The 21,148-nt window shown below is 40.0% G+C and carries 18 protein-coding genes; 10 read left to right on the top strand and 8 right to left on the bottom strand.

Translation table 11 applies throughout. The features are described 5' to 3' along the window. The first annotated feature begins 122 nt into the window (after positions 1–122). Complete coding sequence (dnaA, locus tag BLS65_RS01090) at positions 123–1,562, top strand: chromosomal replication initiator protein DnaA (protein WP_092434446.1); 1,440 nt, start codon at positions 123–125, stop codon at positions 1,560–1,562. A 69-nt stretch (positions 1,563–1,631) separates the two neighbouring features. Here dnaA and BLS65_RS01085 read toward each other — a convergent pair whose 3' ends face one another. The 3 genes from BLS65_RS01085 to cysQ form a co-directional block, all read right to left on the bottom strand. Next, positions 1,632–2,273 (bottom strand): YgjV family protein, encoded by a 642-nt coding sequence (locus tag BLS65_RS01085; RefSeq protein WP_092434443.1) that lies wholly within the window; start codon positions 2,271–2,273, stop codon positions 1,632–1,634. A gap of 70 nt (positions 2,274–2,343) precedes the next feature. After that, positions 2,344–3,489, bottom strand: a complete 1,146-nt coding sequence (locus BLS65_RS01080; protein WP_092434440.1) for a glycosyltransferase — start codon at positions 3,487–3,489, stop codon at positions 2,344–2,346. A gap of 138 nt (positions 3,490–3,627) precedes the next feature. Continuing rightward, a complete protein-coding gene (gene cysQ, locus BLS65_RS01075) occupies positions 3,628–4,458 on the bottom strand; it encodes a 3'(2'),5'-bisphosphate nucleotidase CysQ (protein WP_092434439.1) in 831 nt (276 codons plus the stop codon). 321 nt (positions 4,459–4,779) lie between these two features. Here cysQ and BLS65_RS01070 point away from each other — a divergent pair, with 321 nt between their 5' ends. Both BLS65_RS01070 and BLS65_RS01065 read left to right on the top strand, forming a co-directional pair. After that, positions 4,780–6,243 (top strand): aminoacyl-histidine dipeptidase, encoded by a 1,464-nt coding sequence (locus BLS65_RS01070; protein ID WP_092434436.1) that lies wholly within the window; start codon positions 4,780–4,782, stop codon positions 6,241–6,243. A gap of 87 nt (positions 6,244–6,330) precedes the next feature. Continuing rightward, positions 6,331–7,164: a sulfite exporter TauE/SafE family protein gene (locus BLS65_RS01065; RefSeq protein ID WP_092434433.1), complete on the top strand. Its 834-nt coding sequence runs from the start codon at positions 6,331–6,333 to the stop codon at positions 7,162–7,164. Positions 7,165–7,215: 51 nt separating this feature from the next. Here BLS65_RS01065 and BLS65_RS01060 read toward each other — a convergent pair whose 3' ends face one another. Continuing rightward, positions 7,216–7,377: a rubredoxin gene (locus tag BLS65_RS01060; protein WP_092434431.1), complete on the bottom strand. Its 162-nt coding sequence runs from the start codon at positions 7,375–7,377 to the stop codon at positions 7,216–7,218. Positions 7,378–7,546: 169 nt separating this feature from the next. On the opposite strand from BLS65_RS01060, the gene BLS65_RS01055 reads away from it, so the two are divergent. From BLS65_RS01055 to BLS65_RS01045, 3 genes are read left to right on the top strand one after another with little or no spacing between them, the layout of a single operon-like run. Beyond that, positions 7,547–7,957, top strand: a complete 411-nt coding sequence (locus BLS65_RS01055; protein WP_125869718.1) for a hypothetical protein — start codon at positions 7,547–7,549, stop codon at positions 7,955–7,957. 12 nt (positions 7,958–7,969) lie between these two features. Beyond that, positions 7,970–8,734, top strand: coding sequence for a polyphosphate polymerase domain-containing protein (locus tag BLS65_RS01050; RefSeq protein WP_092434426.1), 765 nt, complete (start codon positions 7,970–7,972; stop codon positions 8,732–8,734). Continuing rightward, positions 8,718–9,398, top strand: coding sequence for a DUF4956 domain-containing protein (locus BLS65_RS01045; RefSeq protein ID WP_170829956.1), 681 nt, complete (start codon positions 8,718–8,720; stop codon positions 9,396–9,398). Before BLS65_RS01050 ends, BLS65_RS01045 begins: the two co-directional genes overlap by 17 nt. Here the strand turns inward: BLS65_RS01045 and BLS65_RS01040 are convergent. The 4 genes from BLS65_RS01040 to BLS65_RS01025 all read right to left on the bottom strand — a co-directional run bounded on the left by BLS65_RS01040 (position 9,395) and on the right by BLS65_RS01025 (position 15,221). Continuing rightward, positions 9,395–9,778 carry a DUF1987 domain-containing protein gene (locus BLS65_RS01040; protein WP_092434420.1) on the bottom strand — a complete coding sequence of 128 codons (384 nt, stop codon included), beginning with the start codon at positions 9,776–9,778 and terminating at the stop codon, positions 9,395–9,397. The two genes, BLS65_RS01045 and BLS65_RS01040, sit on opposite strands and share 4 nt — an antisense overlap. Positions 9,779–9,936: 158 nt before the next feature. Beyond that, the gene (locus BLS65_RS01035; protein ID WP_092434417.1) at positions 9,937–11,133 is read right to left on the bottom strand and encodes a C1 family peptidase; all 1,197 of its coding nucleotides are present in this window, start codon (positions 11,131–11,133) and stop codon (positions 9,937–9,939) included. Positions 11,134–11,383: 250 nt separating this feature from the next. Next, entirely contained in the window at positions 11,384–11,659 is a 276-nt protein-coding gene (locus BLS65_RS01030) for a hypothetical protein (RefSeq protein ID WP_092434413.1), read from the bottom strand. 286 nt (positions 11,660–11,945) lie between these two features. Beyond that, entirely contained in the window at positions 11,946–15,221 is a 3,276-nt protein-coding gene (locus BLS65_RS01025; protein ID WP_092434410.1) for a S41 family peptidase, read from the bottom strand. Between the two features lie 177 nt (positions 15,222–15,398). Here BLS65_RS01025 and BLS65_RS01020 point away from each other — a divergent pair, with 177 nt between their 5' ends. The 4 genes from BLS65_RS01020 to BLS65_RS01005 all read left to right on the top strand — a co-directional run bounded on the left by BLS65_RS01020 (position 15,399) and on the right by BLS65_RS01005 (position 20,975). Beyond that, positions 15,399–15,935: a hypothetical protein gene (locus BLS65_RS01020; RefSeq protein ID WP_092434407.1), complete on the top strand. Its 537-nt coding sequence runs from the start codon at positions 15,399–15,401 to the stop codon at positions 15,933–15,935. Positions 15,936–16,109: 174 nt separating this feature from the next. Beyond that, positions 16,110–17,111, top strand: a complete 1,002-nt coding sequence (locus BLS65_RS01015; RefSeq protein WP_092434404.1) for a bile acid:sodium symporter family protein — start codon at positions 16,110–16,112, stop codon at positions 17,109–17,111. Between the two features lie 200 nt (positions 17,112–17,311). Beyond that, positions 17,312–18,784, top strand: a complete 1,473-nt coding sequence (locus BLS65_RS01010; protein ID WP_092434401.1) for a M64 family metallopeptidase — start codon at positions 17,312–17,314, stop codon at positions 18,782–18,784. A gap of 133 nt (positions 18,785–18,917) precedes the next feature. Then, a complete protein-coding gene (locus BLS65_RS01005) occupies positions 18,918–20,975 on the top strand; it encodes a glycosyltransferase family 39 protein (protein WP_170829955.1) in 2,058 nt (685 codons plus the stop codon). Positions 20,976–21,148: the final 173 nt, after the last annotated feature.

Here is a 21,148-nt window from a genome sequence, read left to right as displayed (position 1 = left end):
TACACAGATTACAAGCAGGTTAAACTATAATTGAAAAATTCAAGTATAAAACTCTTTTTTTTTTAGTTTTTTTTTTACAAACTTGAACTGCTAAAAATATCCAGAGAAAATTTTCGAATACAATGAGTAAGCACGGGGAAGTGTGGAGTAGCTGTCTCAAAATCATTAGGGATAATGTTCCAGCAGCTAGTTATAAGACATGGTTTGAACCAATAGTACCAGTAAAAATCGAGAATAAGATTTTGACCATTCAGGTACCAAGTCCGTTTTTCTACGAGTATCTAGAGGAGCAATACATTGATATCCTACGCAAAACGATTAGGAAAGAACTTGGCATTGAAGCCAAGTTGGAGTATAGCGTTGTTATGGATAACTCTGCAATGGTTGCAGGTACACAAACACCTACAACCGTTAAGTTCCCAACTCAGAGCAAAGGTGACCTAAAAAATCGCCCCATCTCCGTTTCTACTCAGCCATCAGGCGAAAACCAGATTAAAAATCCATTCATAATCCCCGGCCTCAAGAAGTTACAAATCGATCCCCAGCTCAACTCAGACAACTCATTTAGCAACTTTATCGAAGGCGATTGCAATCGCTTGGCAAGGTCAGCAGGATTAGCCATTGCCAATAACCCCGGAAAAACTGCCTTCAACCCGCTCTTTATATATGGAAATAGCGGCTTAGGAAAAACCCACCTAGCCCACGCAATTGGAATCGAAGTAAAAGAGCAATACCCCGATAAGGTTGTTCTCTATGTCAGCGCCGTTCATTTCCAAAATCAGTTTGTTGACGCAATTAAGAATAACTCAAAAAATGACTTCCTGCACTTTTACCAAATGATTGACGTCCTCATTATCGATGACGTTCATGACTTTGCGGGAAAAGAAAAAACGCAGGATACCTTTTTCCATATTTTCAACCATCTGCATCAAACCGGCAAACAACTTATCCTAACCTCCGATAAAGCTCCTGTTGAACTACAAGGGTTGGAACAACGACTTCTATCGCGGTTTAAATGGGGCCTGTCGGCCGACTTACAGGCACCCGATTTGGAAACACGAATTGCCATCTTACAGAAAAAGATTTACAACGACGGAATTAATATCCCCGACGATGTCGTGGAATATCTAGCCTCAAACATTACGGCAAACATCCGAGAACTCGAAGGTGGACTTATATCTCTTCTCGCTCAAGCAACGCTTAATCGAAAAGAGATAACCTTAGATTTAGCGCGCCAAATGATCAATAAACTCGTTAAAAACACCCGAAGAGAAATTTCTATCGATTATATTCAAAAGAAGGTTTGTGAATACTTCAGCCTACCCACGGATGTTCTTCAAACAAAAACGCGCAAAAGGGAGATCGTTCAGGCACGCCAAATTGCCATGTTCTTTTCCAAAAGTATGACTAAGGCATCCCTCTCCTCTATCGGATCTATTATTGGAGGCAAGGATCATGCAACCGTACTCCATGCTTGTAAAACAGTATCTAATCTTATAGAAACGGATAAACAATTCCGGGGTCAAATAGAGGAGTTGGAAAAGAAAATCAAGACCTCATAGTCTTACCTATAAAAAAACAGGGGCGTAACTCAATCAGTTACGCCCCTGCTTTTTTTAAAGAAATAATGACTATAAAACCATCTCGAAAGTAGACGATTCACCCATATCATCAACTTTAACAAAGCCCATTTTTATCAAATAATTGGAGTGCTCCTTATTCCGCGTCTCGGTAATTAAACGCTTAATTCCGTTGGCATCAAAAAAACTTGCATTGTCACGGTAAACAAACCTACCTAACTTAAGGTCGCGATACTCTGGAATTGCAAAGTCAACCGAAATTCGTAGGGTATTATTTGGCAACTTTTCACCGATAAACACACCTGCCACAGCCATATTTCTAAGGACTAGAAGAGAAACGCTTTCGCTTCCCATATTATCGGCCGAAAAGGATGGAAAGTACTTGTTGAGTTCTTCTTTATAGAACTGAAAAAATGCGCCGAGATATCCGTCGGTTGTTTCCACTATTTGTAGCTTAAAAAATTCTTTTTTGTTATAGATTTTAAACAGGTAGTAGATATTTACGAAAACGATAAAACCATTAAATAAACCTACTGGATAGGCATTAATGACAAATCCATAAACGCAAAAAGTTAATGACCCAAAGAGATTAAACCATCGGAGCTTAATAATTGAACTCATTAACAAGGATATAGCCGTAATTACGGAGGCTAAATATCCTAACCATTCTACTAAAGGGATTGTTTCCATCATAAAGGTTAAAATTAAAGTGGACGGCAAAGATAGAAAAAGAGTCTTTCTTTACGCTTTTATGATTAAAAAACTACGTCGATTGCTTAAATGTTTCCATTAAAGCGATTAACTTTTTGGCAGAATTCGACCACTGATAAACCATGGAACGCTCTACCCCTTTTTTGCTAAGCCCTAAAACACAACGCTTATCAATCAAAACTAGCCTTCCTGCTTCAGATACTTCTATAGGATTTTTAGGATCAACTAAAATAGCCGCACCTTGCGCAATTTCAGAAAGAGATGAATTGGCGGTAGTAACAATTGGTACTCCGCACGAAATAGCCTCCATGATATTCAAACACCACTTTTCGTAGTATGAAAGTGCAAAAAATAGTATTGCACCCTTAATCAGGATTGTTTTCTCATTGCCTGTAATCTGACTAATTAAAATAAATTTCTCCGAATTTGCAGAGAACCAATCTTTCCCAACATAAGAAATTACTTCACTCTTTGAAACACCAACCAATACGATAGGTATCCTAACGGTTAACTCTTTAACCATTCGCTTATAACCCAAAATAACCGACTGAGTATTGCACAATGGATTTGGATTACCAATCATCAAAATGTATTTTTCTGGGAGATCAAACCGCTGTTGTACTTGAGCCACCTCAGCCTCAGTAAAACTATCACTCTCACATTGCGTAACTCCAGCCTGAATAACTACTAATTTATCCGTAGGTAAATCCGTAAAATATCGCTTTACAAGATGGTCCATTTCAAAATGGGTCGAGAGAATCAATCGATTACAAGAATAGATTAAACTTTTAGAAACGTAACGCTGGTAAACCGAAGGCTTATTATATGTAAAGTTACCAAACCCATAAAGACTATCCCACAACAGATTACCCCAGTAATAGGGCAGAATATAGAGGTCAGGAATTCCCGGCTTCAAAGGACCTGTAAACCCCAAGTTTAAAAGGACATCACACTTCTCGCGCTTAATGGCTTTAGGCAAGGCCAGCTGATCCCAGAACCAACCACTAATACCGCCCACACGAACATTTTTTAAACGTGCACGATCACTAAATTCAATGGACGGAACATGCCTCGAAAATAAGACATAACTGTTGGAACTATCGCCAGCTATGAGCGCTCTTACAAACTCTTTGGCGACATTTTCTCGAGGAGCATTAATGCTTGAAAATATCTCAGCTGCTGCAATACCGATCACCATGATATAGCGTTTTAAATGTTCTTAGTTTAGAGAACAGATTCAATAATTGTTGGTTCAAAACCAATCCTAAAAATAGGAAAATATTAAACAAAAAAGGCTTATCCAGATGGAAAAGCCTATTTTGCTGAATTGCTTTATTTATTTGGTCTTTTTCTGGACAACAAACCAGGGATTCTGAAGAACAACCTTATTATACATTATTCGCTCTCGAGAATCGAAATCGACAACCTCACAACCCGCAGCCTCGGCAACAGCCTGGCCCGCGGCAGTGTCCCATTCCGATGTAGTGGCCAGTCGAGGATACACATCGGCTTTCCCTTCCGCTACCATACACATTTTTAAACTGCTTCCACGGGATAAAAAGGATATTTCCCCGTGTTGTTCCTTTAACTTCCCCATAAACTGCTCGGTCTCCTTCGACATATGCGAGCGGCTTCCTACAACCGTATAAACCGGTGGGGTTTCACTACAGGGTAACACCATAGACCCATTCAACAACTCTTCAAAAGTAAAAGATGCGGTTAAACTTGGCGTTACTCCCTCCTTTTTATATGCCCCATGAGTATTTTGCCCAAAGTAGAGTTCGCCCGAAACGGGCACGTAAACGATTCCCATTATGGGAAATTGCTTATAAATAAGGGCGATATTTACGGTAAACTCACCATTACGCTTGATAAACTCCTTGGTTCCGTCAAGAGGATCAACCATCCAAAAGTATTCCCATCCCCTACGCTCGTCAAAGATAATATCCCGGCCTTCTTCACTCAATACGGGAATTCTAGTCTTGCCCAATAGGTTTTTTATCTCCTCATGAGCCTTTCTATCGGCAAGGGTTAGCGGGGTAGCATCAGATTTTAAGTTAACCTGAAAGTCGTCGGAGTTGTATACCTCCATTATTAGATATCCCGCTCTAACAGCTGCTGTAGCAGCCGCTGAAGCTAAAAGTTGAAGCTCTTTTTCTTGAATCATGCAATCGTTTTTTTGCTTCTTCGATTAAATTGATCGCAAAGTTAGAACTAATTTACCTAACCAACAATCCTTGTATGAGCGCCCATCTTTAGTGCATATTTATAACAACTTCACAATTAATACTATTGGGAAGAAAAGATAAACCAAGCCCTTTACAAATAAGTACAAACTCAAACCCAAGTATCTGTATACATCTAACTATCTATTACATATAAGCAGATCGTAAAAAGTATGCTGCAAAACAATTTAAATAAGCATTCGGAAGGTTGGAAGAGAAGGCATATTCGGTTAAGTTTACGAGTCTATTTTAATTAAAAAACCATGTCAAATCTATCAAGCCTCAAACCATCAGATGTTTGGAAATATTTCGATCAAATATGCCAAATACCTCGTCCCTCTAAACAGGAAGAAAAAATAGTTGCCTTCCTTATGCAGTTTGCCCAAGAGCACAAACTTGAAGCAAAGTGCGATGAAGTTGGCAACGTTGTCATCTTCAAACCAGCAACACCTGGAATGGAGGGTAAAGAAACGGCAGTTCTTCAAAGCCATCTCGACATGGTGTGTGAAAAGAACAGCGATGTATCCCACAACTTTGAAATGGATCCGATTCAGGCTTACATCGATGGTGCTTGGGTAAAGGCGAAGGGAACTACCCTTGGTGCCGATGATGGAATTGGTGTTGCTGCCCAACTTGCGCTTCTTGCCTCTACAAACGTTCCACACGGCCCAATAGAATGCCTATTTACTATTGATGAAGAAACAGGGCTAACTGGTGCATTCGAGCTTAAAGAAGGATTCTTTACAGGTAAATATCTATTGAACCTTGACTCCGAAGACGAAGGTGAACTTTTCATTGGATGTGCTGGCGGACTAGATACCGTCGTAACTTTTGACTATGAAAAAGCACCAGTGCCAACGGGTAGTATTTGCTTTAGAATTAGTGTTAGCGGACTAAAAGGTGGGCACTCCGGAGACGATATTGACAAAGGCTTAGGAAACTCAATTAAGCTACTTACTCGCTTCTTGTGGAGAACGAATACCAAATACGATCTTCGTCTTGCCAAACTCGAAGGCGGAAACCTAAGAAACGCAATACCTCGAGAAGCTTATGGTGTTTTTACTATTCACCAGGAAGATGTTGAGAGCATGCAAAATGATTTCGCCACCTATTTTACTGACGTAAAAAATGAGTTAAAGACCACCGAACCCAACATTGACCTTAAGTTGGAGAAGATTGCATTACCCGAAATGGTAATTGACGAAACCACACAATATGATCTGTTAAACTCGCTATACGCGTGTCCTCATGGCGTGATTGCAATGAGTCGAGACATTCCTGGCCTTGTGGAAACCTCAACCAATCTTGCGGCGGTTAAGTTTATACAGGACAATCAAATACTTATATCCACAAGCCAACGCAGTTCGGTAAGTTCATCCATTAAGGATATTGCCTACATGGTGGAGAGCGTTTTCCGTTTAGCCAATGCAAAAGTTGTGCATTCGGATGGCTATCCTGGATGGGCCCCAAATACTAACTCAGCAATCATGGGAATTACAGTAGAAGCCTACAAGCGTCTATTTAAAACCCAGCCACAGGTAAGAGCGATACATGCTGGGCTCGAATGTGGATTATTCCTTGAAAAATATCCAGTATTGGATATGATTTCTTTTGGACCTACCATTAAAGGAGCTCACTCTCCCGATGAGCGCTTGGAAATTGCTACCGTTGAAAAGTTTTGGCTGCTTATGCTCGAGGTTTTAAAAAATATGCCCTCAAAAAAATAATTTGCCTATATTGCAAATATAGCGAAGCAACGCCTAACATGATAATGCCCGGAATCTTCCCTAGACTCCGGGCTTACTTTTAGCAAAATGGAATGGATTAACAGTTACTGGATATATTTGCACCAAGCATACCTTACCGGTAATCTTTACCAGTGGGACATCATATCCATTCTCATTATAGCCGGTTTTTTAGTAGGTTTTATAAACACCATTGCCGGGAGTGGAACAGTAATCACCTATTCGCTATTTATGGGAATGGGCATGCCTGCCAACATTACCAATGGAACCATCCGGTTGGGAGTTATACTTCAAACCCTTGCTGCTACATTCAACTTTAAACGGCAAGGTATTCTAGACTACAAGCGGGGACTAAAACTATCGATACCCGTCGCTATTGGTTCCATAATTGGAGCACAATCGGCAGCCTTAATCGACACTAAAATTTTCGAAAAATTGCTAGCATTCATTATGCTTTCTATGATTTTCTTTCTTTTTAGAAGCCCCGACAAATGGATATATGGACAAGTAGCGAAGCAAGAGTTAAAGATAAGCTGGAAACAATGGATCCTGTTTCTTTCCATAGGGTTTTACGGTGGCTTTACACATATTGGCGTAGGAATATTTCTTCTTGCAGGCCTGGTCCTTTCTGCAGGTTATGATCTAGTACGGGGAAATGCTATTAAAATTTTAGCCGTTCTCGTATACAGTCCACTAGCCCTCATTGTATTTATGGTGAACAATCAGGTCGATTATCGAATTGGGCTGATTTCTGCAATTGGAAATGTTTTTGGAGGCATTCTGGCATCCAATGTTGCTGTCACTTGGGGCGCTGGGTTCATTCGATGGTTTCTGACTTCAATAATCTTGCTCTTTGCAGCAAGCAAACTCGGAGTAATTCACTGGATCCAATTGATGCTTTAAAGCGCAAAGAGTGGCTTCAGTTTCCACTCTTTAATAATTATTACTGGCCATTTAATCGTCCAAAGCAACAAAATCGCACTTTCTCACACCACATATTGGGCAAACCCATCCATCAGGAATCTCCTCGAAAGGGGTTCCTGCATCAATTCCACCGTCGGGATCACCAAACTCAGGATCGTATATAAATCCACATACCTTACATCTATATCTCATCGGAAAAGAAAGATTTGTTTTTACAAATATAAAAAAACAGTTGAAAGCATCGTTACTAAAACAGTTTTCTTAAATTGCTTCCAATTTCCACGATGGAAAGCATAGATATATTTTCTAAAAAAAGATAGAAAATAGTATCTATAACCGAATGTTTTTAAAAATACGCACTATGAGATTCTACTACATTATTGCGGTTTTACTGCTAACTGCACTGAGTTTGTCCGGCCAAAGCAAGAAAAAAATTCGAGCCGCTGAGATCCAAGTGAAAATAACGTGGAAAATAGATTACGTCGGAGGTCAAGAAGTTAAGCGTAAAGAAAAAGAAGAAACATTTACCACAAGTGGAGAAATTGCTGAATATATTGAATATGAAAATGATGGATCTACAAAATCACATATTAAATATACGTATTCAGCAGAAGATAACCTTCTTAAGGAAGTAACGCTCGATAAAAATGGGTCGGTAGAGCAAACTATCGAATACACATACAAAGGAAAATTAAAAACGGAGAAGAGAACATTAAATCCAAAGGGAATCCCAATTAGCAAAAAATTATATGAGTATAAGTTCTTCAAGTAAAACGGAGCAATAATGATTCCCCTCGAAGAAAAGTTGCATTGCTTAAACCCAGTAAGATTGTCTGAGATCGACAATCTTAAGCTACTCAATAGAGTTGATAAGAAATACTTGCTTACTGAAACAGAGTTTGTGCAACTTTCGGAAAGGGTTGCAAAAATGGGATACAATGTGCTCACCATCAATAGTAATATTCTTCAGGCATATGAGACGACCTATTACGATACACCAAATCTTCAGTTCTACCTAGACCACCACAATAAGCGATTGAACCGAGTAAAAATCAGGATCCGTAAGTATAACACTACGGGCGATATATTTCTTGAGATAAAGAAGAGGGTAAATAAAGGTGGCGAAACCCAAAAAAAACGGATGCTCCTTGAGGAATGCAACATTGGCGGAGATAAGCAAAATAGATTCATAACAAAGCACTCAGGCCTTCTAGGAATCCAACTTCAACCAGTTGCCAAAACAAATTTCGAACGCGCCACCCTTACCTCAGAGCAATTTATGGAGCGTATTACAATCGATTTCAATTTAACAGTTATTGTCCAAGACCTCTCCTTTAGTTTTAAAGACTTAATCATTCTAGAGGTAAAGCGAGCCAAAGATTCTGGTAACAATGGCATTTCCAATTATCTTAAAGAAAAGCACATACATCCAATATCCTTTAGTAAATATTGCTTAGCAGTGGCAATGTTTCATCCCACCATTAAGCATAATGCATTTAAACCGTTACTTCAAAAACTTAAAACAAACTTTCATGGAAACATTGCTTAGTATGGTCCTACCCACTGAACTCTTTGGCATAAAGCTGTTTGAATTCAACGATTTCTATACCCTATTAATCAAACTTGCTATTACTTTGACAATGCTGATAGTTGTAATAAGGTATATGTACTACCCTACAAACCGCCGTCAGGATTACTTTTTCACCTTTTTTATTATCGGATTTCTGACATTCTTGATGTCATATCTTCTTTCCAGTGTTAAGCTACAGCTGGGATTTGCATTGGGCCTATTTGCGGTTTTTGGCATAATCCGATATAGGACCAACCCCATACCTATTCGTGAGATGACCTACTTGTTTTTGGTAATTGCCCTATCACTTATAAATGCAATAGCCAATAAGAAGGTTAGTTATGCGGAATTACTCTTTTCTAACGTAGCTATTCTTTGTGTAACCTACACGTTAGAAACCATTTGGAGAAACAGCCACGAAAATCAAAAAGAGGTAATTTACGAGAAGATAAACCTCATTCATCCCGAAAAAAGAGGTGAACTACTCGAAGATCTTCGCAACAGAACAGGCCTCAATGTGGTTAGAGTTTCAATAGGAAACATTGACTTTATGCGAGATATTGCTAAGATCACCATATTCTATGATGGCAATGAGCAACAGCATATTCAGGAAGAGAGTGGAGCTGATCAGGATGATGATTAGCCCACAGTTTCGACTAATTTGAACGGAATCTCGAGGAGTGATGCAAAATCCTTCCCGAGATTTTTTATGGTATCGTCATCCTCTTCGTAATACCAATTGACAATTACACTACCGCCAGATTTATGGCACTCTTCAAACGATTTCAGTATATTGAATACAAACCGATTTGATCCACTATTGATGTACTCCAACCGAAAATCAAGACGAGTTAATGGCTCAGGCGATTTAATATACTCCTCAATCCACATCATTACTGGTTGATAAAAAACTATTCCATCTTCGGGAATGGACCGACCACTCATTTTAAGGAGCCCTCGAGAAAAGTTAATACCTGGAGTCTTTGAGGTTTCCTTTATTACTAAGTCGTTTGCAGATGCCATAGCGTTATTTTTTACCTGAACTAAAAATACGAAAAAAGTACAAAAAAACAACAATGCAAAGGTGAGAATTGTTTTTGTTGACCAAACAAAACAATAACAGGATAAATGAAAATAGAAAAGTTCTGCCTAAGCAGAACTTTTCATTGATTTAGCAAAAACTAAATACCTAATTTTTTTCGAATATCGGCAGGAATAGCATTCTTATGTACCATGATATTCATCGTTTTATAGAGAACAAAGGCTTCGGAAGCATAAAAATTACCATTATACTTTCCTTCGGCGCCCCACGAATTCTTAACCATATAATATAGTTTTCCGTTTTGATCCTTTGCACTACCATAAATTAACATGCCATGGTCGTCGGTAGTCTGATAGTTATCAAAAGCTTTTTGGCGAAGCTCTTGAGTAATTGTCTTCTCCATAGCTGGCTTATCGAATGAGTAAAGCATTGCTTGGCGTTCCTTCTCGGTTTTCGAAGACCACTTCAACTTCTCGGATTCATTCATTTCGGAAGTGTTTGCTTCAGGAACAACGGCAACCCCATTATTATAGGAGAAACCCTTTTCACTCACATCCGATCCCCAAGCAATAGTATAGCCATTCTCAATGGAGGCAGAAAAAACACGCTTTAAGTCTTCCAAAGGCAAATTATAGGACTCTTCCCAAATCCAGTTATCAGGAACCTCAAGAATAAACTTTGAGTAGAAAGGGTGATGGGTATAAGATGTTAATGAAATATAGTCGTCTGGGTTAAGACCCAACGATTGTCCGAAACTTTTTGGAGAATACTCCTTTCCATTATAGGTGAATTTTTCAGGTACAGGGCCCAAATATGCATCGAGAATACCATCAAATCCCTTATGCCATGCTGTTGAAAGTTGTTTGTTAGGGTTCTTTATAACGCCGTCGACATAGTCCTTAAGCAAAGCATCTAATTCGCCATGAACATGCTTATCCTGTCCATACTGTAAACCTGAATATGCCACTTCGGGAACATAACCATAGTTCCGAAGAACATAAATGACATCGGCAAAACTTCCACCACCACCAAAATTTAGTCCACCTTGTAGACGGACAAACTTGGTTGCCTTATCGGAATAAGCGTACCTAACAGCCCACATCTCCGAAAGATCTACCTCTGGTTTGCCCATGCGCAAAAGCTCAGACTCAAGAAAAGCAACCGTTGAAAAACTCCAGCAAGTGCCCGAACGGTTCTGGTCTTTTACTGGAGTTATTTTTAATTCCTTAATGGGAGAAAACTGATACCCAGCAGGTGGGGTCGTTTCCTTTTCCTGTCCTACTACAAGTAGTGCAAAGAAACAGGCAATAATTGTTAGCGATAGACTTCTTTTCATGGCATTGAAAAATTGAGTTATTTTTTAGATAATCAGCTGTTGTTGAAAATTATTAATTTGATAGCGTAATCGTGTAAAAGTTTAACCAACGGAGAAAAAATGCAGTCGATAGCAGATCGTTCATTTATGCAGGCTGAATACTAGAATAAATGCTAAATTAGAACCAAAAGCATGACTTCCATAAGCTTATATTTTATAAAAAAGGCCAATCCCTTGCAGGTTTGGCCTTTCAATATCGACGTAAAATACTTTACTTCTTTGCAGGAACTTCTGTCTTGGCTGATTTATCGCAGCAAGGCTTTGCGTCTTTGGTTTCTTTCTTATCGCAAGCCTTTACATCTTTCTTATCACAAGCCTTAGCATCCTTCTTATCACAGCAAGCCTTAGCGTCTTTGCCTTCCTTCTTCTGGCAGCACTCTTTCTTAGTTTCCTTTTTTGCATCGGCTTTGGTATCCTGAGCCGAAGCAGAAAGGCTTAAACTTAAAACTAACATTGCAGCAGAAGCGAAAATTACGATTTTTTTCATAGTAGCGAATTTATTAATTAGTAAAACGTTAAAAATCAAACCTAGTAATTACTTATTAAGACCCAATAAAAATAGTGTTTTTTTTTGATGTCAACAAAATTAAATCGTTTTTACGCAAATATTTCTTATAATCGAAAAATAAATGCGATGACTAACCAATAAAAAAGCACTATAATGGTTCAAATATATGTGTTCTATTCCACATATTCTATTCAGTTCCGTTAATAATTGTTAACAATAAGGGCACTGGAAATAACCCTTAATTATTTCCAGTGACAATATTCGGTTATTTTGATTTATCCGGATCAGAAGGAACCGCTGGCACATCTAATCGAGACTCTATTTCTTTTAATATCAATTCAATGGCTTTATTGAGTTGTTGATCATTACCGGCATACTCTTGAGCAGGATCATTTACAATCTCCACGTCAGGATCAACACCATGACCTTCTATTATATACTGGCCTTTATCTGCTGATATAGACGTAAATTGAGGCACGCGAAGATCGGCTCCATCAACAAACGGAAGCGATCCACTAATACCAACAACACCACCCCAGCTGCGCTGACCCACTAGTTTTCCAAGACCAAGTTGACGGAAACCATAAGGAAAAAGGTCACCATCGGAGGCGGAATACTTATCGATTAGGGCAATTTTAGGTCCAACCAAGGTTTTGTCAGGAACCGGATTCACTTGGGTTGAATTTCTACGCACCGTATACCGGTATGGAACTCGGCTAAGTCGTTCCAGAATCATTGGCGACACGTTTCCACCGCCATTGCCTCTATCATCAATTATCAGCGCCTTTTTGTTCAGTTGAGGGTAGAAATACTTAATGAACTCATTGAGTCCCGCAACGCCCATATCTGGAATATGAATATAACCCACCTGGCCATTCGTTGCCTTATCAACTTTACGAATATTATCCTGAACCCATCTATAGTAGTATAAATCGGATTCATTATCGATAGGTACAACGATAACCTTTCTGGCACCCTCAAGCATTGGCTTACTATTTACAGAAACCTCAACCTGCTTATTGGCCAACCCTACGAGCAAAGAGTAAATGTCCTGAACTGAATTTGTTGGAGTACCGTTAACTGCAACAATGAAGTTTCCTGTAGCAACATTCACACCAGGCTCCATCAGTGGTGACCTCAACGATTCACTCCAGGTTGCACCCTCTAAAATTTGATCGATACGAAAAAACCCGCTTGCATCGCGCGACAATTTAGCACCCAGCAATCCCGTATTAATTCTTGTTGGCTTAACCATATCACCACTGTTGGTATAGGCATGCCCAATGCTTAATTCACCAATCATTTCTCCAATAACATAGGTAAGATCGGCCCTTTGATTTACGTAAGGAAGTAATACCGCATATTTGTCGTGCATATGCTTCCAGTCCACCCCATGCATATTTTTAACGTAGAAGAAGTCGCGCATTTGCCTCCAACTCTCATCAAATATTTGCGTCCATTCCTGATGGTAGTCCACTACCATTTTCATACCCGACAAATCAACTGTCTTATCAATAGATATGGGCAATGAAGGAAGGTCAATTACAGCATAGGTATTGCCCTTTATAACGAGCATTTTTTTATTATTGGCGGATATTTGGTAGCGATATTCTCCTAGGGTGGTTTCCTTCTTCTTTTTTAAATCGAAAAATTTAAGAACACCCTTGTCATCCTCGTAAGTATTATAGTAAACTTTACCATCAACACTACTAATGCCATAATAGTTAGATGGTTCAATGGGAAGTTGAAGAATGCGGGAAGCGATACCAGAAAAATCGATTTTCACCAATTCTGCTGCATTTTGGGCGTCCGATGAACTCTCCTTATCCCCAGTTTTCTTATTCTTGGTTTGTGTCTTAGATGCCTCGGCAGTTGGAGCAGAATCAGGCTTTACTTCACTGTTTTCGGGAGCAAACGGCGATTTAGTATCTTTGGAGAGAAGAACAAGGTAAACCCTACTCATCTTCTGGTAGATATGGTTCCACTCGGTATCGCTATAAGTTGGATTAAAATCCCGATCGGAAATAAATAGAAGGTATTTTCCATCACTCGAAAATGTGGGACTATAGGAAGTATACCAACTGTCGGTAATTGCAGTGATTTCTTTCGATTCGACGTTGTAGACAAAAATTCGATTCATATCGTTTGCCTCACCATCGGCAAGAGCAATCCAGCGTGAATCGGGACTCCATGAATAATCACCCAATCGGCCAAATTCAGTTTTTCGAACTAACGTTACCAATCGCGATTCGATATCGATAAGCTGGAGTTGCCCCTTTTGATCATTCCATAGTATCTTCTTGCTATTAGGGCTCCACTCAAATCCAAATTTGTAAGTGTCGCCGCCGGTAGTAAGTTGATAAGGTGCTGAATGACCATCGGTAGGTTGTAACCATATTTCATACTCGCAGGAAGCATCGGAAAGGTATGCGATCCATCGACCATCAGGTGACCATGATCCGCGGCGCTCGTGAGCATTGGAGGTAGCGGTAAGGTTTCTGGTAATGCCTTCGGTTGCAGGGACTGAAAAGACATCACCTCTTGCGCTGAATAGCACACGTTCCCCATTTGGTGAAACATCAACCGAGAAAATACGCTTGGATGCATCGACCTGCTCCGGCCTACCATTAACGGCATCATCAGCCATTAAAATATTAACCTTTGCAGCAATTTTTGATTTTACATCAAACTTGTAAATAAAACCACCATTCTCAAAAACAATGTTAGCCTTTGAGAAAGAGGGGAACTTAACATCATATTCCGTAAAGTTGGTAACCTTTGTGGTTTGCTTCGTAGAGAGGTTGTAGCAGAATATATTCATGATACGATCACGATCGCTAAGAAAGAAAATCTCCTCTCCTATCCACATTGGGAAGAGGTCTTGAGCCACATTATCGGTAATATTTTCCGTTTTTTTGGATGCAAAATCATAAATCCAGATATCGTCAGCCATACCACCTTTGTAGTATTTCCAAGTGCGGAATTCACGGAAAACCTTATTAAATGCCAGCTGTTTTCCATCGGCAGAGTAGGAGCAAAAACCGCCCTCAGGAAGTGGCAACTCTTCCGAAAGACCACCATTCACAGAAACATTAAAGAGTTGTCCCTTAAAATCGTTAAACGTTTGCTTACGCGAACGATAAACAACACTCTTACCGTCCGGAGTCCACGTCATCACCACATTGTTTGGTCCCATTCTATCCGACACATCGTCACGACCAAGGGTAGCAGTATAGGTTAAACGCTTGGGAACACCTCCAGTGGATGGAATTGTAAACACCTCGGTGTTTCCATCATACTGACCTGTGAAAGCAATTGTTTTGCCATCGGGGGAGAATCGACTGAACGATTCAAAACCATTATGAGAGGTTAACTTTCGGGCTACCCCACCGTTCAACGGAACGGTGAACAGATCGCCGGCATAGGTGAACACAATTTGGTTCTCACCCACAGAGGGGAATCGCAAGAGTCGTCCCTCCTCCTGTCCTTGAGTGCTTAAACCAATTAATATGGCTAAAGCAGATAACAATTGTTTTTTCATACTTGGTTATTACAGTTAGATTTATGAAATTTTAGACTTTAAAAACGAAAATAAGTTTAACAAATTCCAGATCAAATACTAGGTAATGTCCAATACATACCATACATGTTCGAATTACGAAACAATTTACCTATTTTTGTAAAGAATAACCAAACCTAACCACTAATTCATTTTATCATGAAAAGAGTTTTTTTCGTTCTATTTTCAATTGCTATTATTTTTTCGGGATGCAGCAAAGACGACGACGACAAGGCACCGGGAGTTGGTACTATTACCTATAAGGGTGTGACCTATTCAATGCCCCGCGGCTTTATTGATTACTATCCAACCACCCCGTCTTCGACCCCTTACAATTTATCGCTGACCTTACACACAGAAGGACTGAACTATGACGGAATAATTCCAACGGGAACCGGAAGTTATATTGCAGTTGACTTTCTATCAACCTCTTCCAAAGAGATTACCCCAGGAGCATACACAATAAACCATGAAACCATTGCTGGTACAGTCATCGAAGCAGACCTCTACCTCAATGTTGATTTTGCAGATTATGATGCCACTAAGGTTTCAATTGTGAGCGGCACCATAACTGTAGCCAAATCAAATTCTGAGTATACAATTACGCTCAACGGAAAAAATTATAAAGATGAGAGTATAACGGGAACCTATGTTGGTTCGCTAGAATACTTCGTTGTAGAAGATGGAAGAAAATAATCCTCGATGGGCGTGTTTATAAGAAAGCGGTCAATGACCGCTTTCTTTATGTTCATCCTTTACCGATAGCACTTCACAACTAACAATTTATCTGCTTTACAAAAGATATACTCGTAGGTTTGTAATTCAAACACTACATTTGCCCCTCGAAACTGATACCATTTCGATACAAGTATGGTCGATGCATATAGGAACCGGCTACAGAAGGTTGGCACAAAAATAGGCCTTGATGGGTTTATTATTACTCTCCTAGGAATGATTCTGCTGGCCTATATTTGGCCAACGCCCGGAATTAAGCAAGGTATATTTTCATTAAAGGAAATCGCCAACTATGGAGTATCCCTAATATTTTTCTTCTATGGTCTCCGATTAAGCCCGGAAAAGATTAGGGAAGGGCTTGGAAATTGGAGGCTTCACTTGGTTGTCCAGATAACTACCTTCATTCTCTTTCCACTCCTAATTCTGCTACTTGGGACAATTATACCCGTTACGGGTCGAGAAATGTTGTGGCTTGGCGTGTTTTTTGTCGCCGCTCTGCCTTCAACGGTATCGTCTTCCGTGGTAATGGTTTCGTTAGCCAAGGGAAATATCCCTGGAGCGATATTCAACGCAAGTATTTCGGCCCTACTGGGGGTATTTATCACCCCTATTTGGATGGGAGTATTTATCAACACAAGCAATGGGGATCTTGATCTTTCGGTTATTATCTTTAAATTGATACTTCAGGTAATTGTGCCAGTAGCACTTGGTATTCTCCTGCATCCCAAGTTAGGCGCCTTTGCTGACAGGCACAAAAAAACGCTACGAAAATCGGACCAACTCACCATTCTGCTAATTGTTTATACCGCATTCTGCCAGTCCTTTGCCGAAAAGATGTTCAACGGATTTACCATTTTTGAATTATTCTTCCTTGGAATAGGAATGGCCTGTCTATTCTTTCTGATGGCAGGCACCCTCACCGTAATTAGCCGTTTGCTTCGATTTTCGAGGGAGGATAGCATTACTGCACTTTTCTGTGGATCGAAAAAATCGCTCGTGCATGGAACAGTAATGAGCAAGGTCCTTTTTCCTCACTCAGCGGCAGCCGGTATAATTCTTTTACCGTTAATGTTCTACCATGCAATTCAGTTGATTGCCGCGAGTATCATTGCCAAGCGAATGGGAGAAAAAGGGTAAGTTACAAGTGTGGCCATCGAAAAATCCTCATAAACAACTACTCTTCAATAAAAAAAAGATGTATCCGATAAAAGCAGGTGCATAATAACTTCGCTAGATACGGAGGGAAAGCAACATTCGCATTTAAAAAATTACAGTTTAGTAGAGATTATTCTACCTGAAACTTTTTTACCTTGTACGCGAAATCAACCCCCAAACCTATGTATAAAATATTGATAATCGCAGCAAGCACCTTGCTTTTCAGTTGCAATTCAAAACCAAAAACCGTAACAGAATCAGCCCAATTCGTCGATTCTATTACAGTGGTAAACCAAGGTGATGTTTCCTTCGAAACATTCTTTACGCCTAAAACCATGCGGCTGGACTATTTCCACACAGGAAACGCCAAAACCGAGAGTTTTGCCATCGATCAGGCCTTATCGGATGGGCCTTGGGCAGGTAGTAGCAAAATTCTGATTGACAAGTTGGAACTTGGGCCTTACCTATTCGAAGTTATCGATGCTGCATCGAAAGCCCTACTCTACTCCCGCGGATATGCAAGCATTTTTGGTGAATGGCAAACAACACCGGAAGCAGAATCACAATACGGAACATTTCACGAATCTTTACGATTCCCATGGCCATTAAACCCGATCATCGTTAAAATTAAAAAACGGAATACCCTTAACAAATTCGAAACCATATTTACAACAACCGTTGATCCTTCGTCGCGACTTGTGAATCCGGCCGACCGAAAAGCAACAGAAGTTGTTGATGCAATTCAAGTGAATGGCCCTGCTGCCGATAAACTCGATATCGTTATCCTAGGCGACGGCTACTCAAAGGCCGAAATGGCAAAATTCCGAGCCGATGCAAAGCGACTTTCCGCATCCCTAATGAATGCAGAACCGTTTAGAACAAGAGTTCAGGACATTAATATTAGAGCGGTGGAGACCCCTGCCGACGAAAGTGGCGTTAGCCGTCCACACTTTGGAATAAATAAGCGATCCCCACTATCGGTTCGCTACAGCACGTTCGATTCGGAACGATATGCCCTCAGCTACGACAATAAAACTATCCGCGATGTAGCTTCGGCTGTTCCATACGAATTCATGGTTATTCTGATTAACGAAAAGAACTACGGCGGAGGTGGAATATACAATCTATACACAACCGTAGCAGCCGATAATAAGTTTTCGGAATACATTATGATCCATGAAATGGGACATCACATGGCCGCCTTAGCCGACGAATACTATACAAGCAGTGTTTCGTATGAGGCTCCAAACATATCCGTGGAACCATGGGAACCAAATATTACGGCGCTACTTGACAAGCCAAATCTGAAATGGAAAGAATTAGTTTCCGCGACGACCCCCATCCCAACTCCGTGGAATAAAGAGGAGTTTGATAAATTCGGATATGGAATTCAGAAAGTGCGCGATAGTTTACGTAACGCTAAAGTTCCCGAAAACATAATGGAAAATCTGTTTATCCGCCAAATGAATCAGGAGGATGAACTCTTTTCGAAAGAAAAATACCGTGATGTTGTTGGTGCTTTCGAAGGTGCCGGATATACCCCCAAAGGTCTATATCGCTCTCAAATTGATTGCATAATGTATACTAGGCATCAGGTGTTCTGCAAGGTATGCCAGCGAAGTATTCAGCAAGTAATCGATCAATACAGCAAGTAGACAGTCAAAAAAGGAAAGAGTCTCAATGGATATGAGACTCTTTCCTTTTTCATAGTAAATACAGTTTTGCAAAAAAAGAAGGAAAATGCTCGGCTAAATTTTACTAGTTTTGAGTTCATTTTGACACATGGCTATGGATTCAGCAACTGGAACAAAAAAGTTCAAATGGCTCTCGATTACCATTCTCTCAGTATTTCTTATCACCATCTCCTTTCATTACCACCGAAATGAAATAAAAACGTATCCGTCCTATATTCATGCATGGGCTCAGGCCGATCAATACGCGCTTGCACTTGGTTTTACCGAAAACGGTTACGATTTCTTCCATCCCCAAACCTACAACCTCAACAAGCAGTTTCCAAACAATTTCGCCCACCCATATCCTACAGGAGTCACCAGTGCCGATTTCCCAATCCATGCCTATATTCCAGCCCTTTTGATGGGAATAACCGGATCCACATCACCCTTTTGGATGAGAATATACCTTTTGCTATACAGCCTTGTAGGATTGATCTTCCTGTTTCTACTAACTCGTGAAATATCCAAAAATTTTCTTGCGCCCTTTGCGGCAGTAGCATTTGCAATGCTTTCACCAGTTTTTCTATATTACCAAGCGACGTTCCTCCCTACCATACCGTCGTTGGCCAATGCCATAATTGGTTACTACTTCTACGTAATTCATCTTAAGGGAGCCAAAAACCGCCACTTTCTGTTAGCATTAGTTTTCTTCACGCTTGCAACACTAGCTCGAACGCCTTTTGCTATCTTTCTCTTTGCCGTAATATGCCAAGAGAGCTTCTATTTTATTCTAAGAAGAAAGATCGACATACGAAAATGCATTGGATTCCTTACTTCCATACTCTTAATCTTTGGATACTTTCTTTACAACCAGCACCTCCGAAGCCTAAACGGTTCTATCTTCTTAAATCTCCTATCATATACCGAATCATTTGCACAATTTAAATTGCTCCTTTCCGAGGTTATCAATAGATGGGGCAACCACTTCTTTACAAGTTACCACTACCTGTTTTTACTAGGGTTGACCCTAGCAAGTGTCATCATGGTTATAGTCAAGGGACGCGAGAAAGATTCCTTGAGGAATAAATTTGGATTTCAGATTTTAATTGCAAGCGTTGGTTCCATCCTCTATTCATTGCTCATGGCTAAGCAATTTCAATACCACGACTACTACTTTCTGGATTCTTTTTTCCTCCCAATTATCCTTCTCGTAGGATACCTATCGGGGCAATTTCGAATTAAGTCGAAGATCCAAAAAACAATAAGCATAGTAGTAGTATGCATATTTATTGGATTATTTCAGCGCGATGCCCATAAGCGTGTTAAAAGCAGACAGCAAACCGCCATTTGGGATAAAACAGAAGTTTTAGTCCAAGATTTCGCCGATTCAAAGCAGTTGCTCGATAGCTTAAACATTTCAAAAGAGGCAATCATTCTGGTTTTGGAATCACAAACCCCAAACAATGCCTTTGTCCACATGCGGCGGAAAGGGTTCGCCATATTAGGTTCCAATCGAGAAGAAATTCAAAATGCAATAAATTGGAAATACGACTACATTGTGGTTCAGAACTGTATGCTATATCCTGAATTGCTACAGACCTACCCTGAACTATTGGAACAAACAGTGAGAGTTGGAGGAAACGATCACCTAACTGTCCTTAGGAAGACAGTGCCAACAAAAAAGCAGCAGCCATGGGATTTGCTTGGATTAACCAAACGAGTACCAAAACTGCACAGCACTATAAACTTTGACGACCTACCCGAAAGCTATTGGGGTAATTTAGTATCGAAAAGCAATCCATTAGACACAGCAAACAATGTGGGCTATACCGCCCAAAATAACGAATGGAGTTTAAACTTTACCCTAACCGACTCAACACTTAAGTCGTTGCAATCGATTTATCCGGTTTTTAAAGCCAACTTCTTCTCCAATGAAAAAGAGGGTAAGATATTGTTTATTGCCAATTACGAAGTAGGCAATAAATCGGTAAGCCAATATGCATTCTCCATCGAGTTAAATGAACAAGATGCAGGAAAATGGAGATCGATCTCCTATATTTTACCAGCCATACATTATACCAACACAGGAAAACCAAACCGTTACACTGTTTTTCTTTGGAATAGTGATAAGAAAGAATTTTGCTACGATGAAGTATCCATCTCCATATACTAACCATTGCCTCTCTATTGCAAGCGTGCGAGAACGAGTTATGTGGAGCAAAATGTCAACTGTAAAAAACTGCACGCAGAGCCAGCTCTATTCCTGATCGAAAATGGGTGCTGTTTTTAAGTAAGGTTTAGGACACGACACCACGGAAACTTGATTTTTATGGTAAGTCCATATTG

This window comes from Williamwhitmania taraxaci (assembly GCF_900096565.1).
Classification (GTDB): domain Bacteria; phylum Bacteroidota; class Bacteroidia; order Bacteroidales; family Williamwhitmaniaceae; genus Williamwhitmania; species Williamwhitmania taraxaci.
This window is presented reverse-complemented; position numbering and strand designations above follow the sequence as displayed.